This window comes from Novosphingobium sp. AAP93 (assembly GCF_001296055.1).
Lineage (GTDB): Bacteria > Pseudomonadota > Alphaproteobacteria > Sphingomonadales > Sphingomonadaceae > Novosphingobium.
This window is the reverse complement of record NZ_LJHZ01000140.1, coordinates 1-3012: the sequence shown is the minus strand read 5'-3', so window position 1 is coordinate 3012 and position 3012 is coordinate 1. Positions and strand designations below refer to the sequence as shown.

Below are 3012 nucleotides of genomic sequence, written 5' to 3'. Positions count from 1 at the left end.
GATCAGCAAGGCTGTCATTGATGGTGGAATTCTCAAGCATGAACAGAGTTATTAGGACCGGTTAGCTCCATACGTTACCGCACTTCTACACCCGGCCTATCAACGTGGTGGTCTACCACGACTCGATGATACCTAATCTTGAGGGAGGCTTCCCGCTTAGATGCTTTCAGCGGTTATCCCGTCCATGCATAGCTACCCTGCTGCACTCCTGGCGGAATGACAGGTACACCAGAGGCATGTTCACCCCGGTCCTCTCGTACTAGGGGCAACTCCTCTCAAGTATCGACGCCCACGGCAGATAGGGACCAAACTGTCTCGCGACGTTCTGAACCCAGCTCACGTACCACTTTAATTGGCGAACAGCCAAACCCTTGGGACCTGCTCCAGCCCCAGGATGTGATGAGCCGACATCGAGGTGCCAAACGATTCCGTCGATATGAGCTCTTGGGAATCATCAGCCTGTTATCCCCGGCGTACCTTTTATCCGTTGAGCGATGGCCCTTCCACGAGGGACCACCGGATCACTATGACCGACTTTCGTCTCTGCTCGACTCGTCAGTCTCGCAGTCAGGCAGGCTTATGCCATTGCACTCTAACAGACGGTTTCCAACCGTCCTGAGCCTACCATCGCGCGCCTCCGTTACTCTTTAGGAGGCGACCGCCCCAGTCAAACTACCCGCCACAGAGGGTCCCCGAACCGGATCACGGTCCTGGGTTAGACATCAGAAAACAACAGGGTGGTATTTCACCTATGGCTCCACACCAGCTGGCGCCGGTGCTTCAAAGCCTCCCACCTATGCTACACAATTCTTTCCTAATGCCACTCTGAAGCTGCAGTAAAGGTGCACGGGGTCTTTCCGTCTAACCGCGGGTACTCCGCATCTTCACGGAGAATTCAATTTCGCTGAGCATATCCTGGAGACAGTGGGGAAGTCGTTACGCCATTCGTGCAGGTCGGAACTTACCCGACAAGGAATTTCGCTACCTTAGGACCGTTATAGTTACGGCCGCCGTTTACTCGGGCTTCAATTCGGAGCTTGCACTCCTCCTCTTAACCTTCGAGCACCGGGCAGGCGTCAGACCCTATACGTCGTCTTGAAGCCGACTTAGCAGAGTCCTGTGTTTTTGCTAAACAGTCGCTACCCCCTGGCCTGTGCCCCCCACAAGTGCTTGCGCATATGTGGGGCCTCCTTCTTCCGAAGGTACGGAGGCAATTTGCCGAGTTCCTTCAGGATACTTCTCTCAAGCGCCTTGGTATACTCTACCAGACCACCTGTGTCGGTTTCGGGTACGGTCTATACGGTGGGGCTATTTCCTGGAACCATTTCAAAGCCACTCCAATCCGTTAAGGAGTGACAATACACATGATCCGTCACACACCACCAGGCCCACGAATATTAACGTGGTTCCCATCGACTACCCCCTTCGGGCTCGTCTTAGGGGCCGGCTCACCCTGCTCAGATTAGCTTTAAGCAGGAACCCTTGGTCTTTCGGCGAGAGGGCATCTCACCCTCTTTGTCGCTACTCATGTCAGCATTCGCACTTCCGATACCTCCACGACCCATTACCAGATCGCTTCATCGGCCTACGGAACGCTCCGCTACCGCTCAGCTTGCGCTGAACCCTAAGCTTCGGTGCATCACTTTAGCCCCGATACATCTTCGCCGCAGGATCTCTTATTTAGACCAGTGAGCTGTTACGCTTTCTTTAAAGGATGGCTGCTTCTAAGCCAACCTCCTGGTTGTTTTGGAAATCCCACATGCTTTCCCACTTAGTGATGACTTGGGGACCTTAGCTGTAGGTTAGGGCTGTTTCCCTTTTGACGACGGACCTTAGCACCCGCCGTCTGTCTGCCGGATAAGACTCGATGGTATTCGGAGTTTGGTTAGGTTTGGTAGATCTCGCGACCCCCTAGCCCATCCAGTGCTCTACCCCCATCGGCATACATCCGACGCTCTACCTCAATAGATTTCGCGGAGAACCAGCTATTTCCCGGTTTGATTGGCCTTTCACCCCTAAACACAACTCATCCGAGAATTTTTCAACATTCAACGGTTCGGCCCTCCAGTGCGTGTTACCGCACCTTCAGCCTGGTCATGCCTAGATCACCGGGTTTCGGGTCTAATTCATCATACTCTAGCGCCCTATTCAGACTCGCTTTCGCTGCGCCTACACCTATCGGCTTAAGCTCGCATGATAAACTAAGTCACTGACCCATTATGCAAGAGGTACGCAGTCACCCCCTAAAGAGGCTCCTACTGCTTGTAAGCATTCGGTTTCAGGTACTGTTTCACTCCCCTCATCGGGGTGCTTTTCACCTTTCCCTCACGGTACTGGTTCGCTATCGGTCATGTACGAGTATTTAGGCTTGGAGGGTGGTCCCCCCATGTTCAGACAGGATTACACGTGTCCCGCCCTACTCGAGTCCTCATCCATCACTTTCGCATACGGGGCTGTCACCCGCTATGGCCAGTCTTTCCAAACTGTTCTGCTAGTTGAAGATGAGGCACTGGCCTGGTCCGCGTTCGCTCGCCACTACTAACGGAATCTCGGTTGATGTCTTTTCCTCCAGGTACTGAGATGTTTCAGTTCCCCGGGTTCGCTTCACCAAGTCTATTTTATTCAACTCGGTGATACCTGTTCCACCTCTCCCCTGAACCGATCGCTCGGACCACGGAAGAAATGGTGAAGGTGGGTTTCCCCATTCGGAAATCGCCGGATCAAAGTTTGCTCACAACTCCCCGACGCTTATCGCAGCGTGCCACGTCCTTCATCGCCTGTACATGCCAAGGCATCCACCAAATGCTCTTACCTCACGCTTGAGAATCCACACCATCAACGACAGCCTTGCATATACTGTCGCCGTTTACAGGCATGGACGAATAATCTCAGCCAGATTTACAACATCTGTAAGTGACACATCAGTCTGTGGTCCTTGAACCACACACCAATGCACCACGGCATCGATTAAAAACCCATTCACAATGTCAAAGAAGCGCGGGGCAGATCCCC

1 rRNA gene is annotated in these 3012 nt (G+C 53.2%); it reads right to left on the bottom strand.

The features are described 5' to 3' along the window. Window positions 1-31: 31 nt before the first annotated feature. A 23S ribosomal RNA gene (locus tag IP83_RS19205) occupies window positions 32-2822 on the bottom strand. Between the last annotated feature and the right edge of the window lie 190 nt (window positions 2823-3012).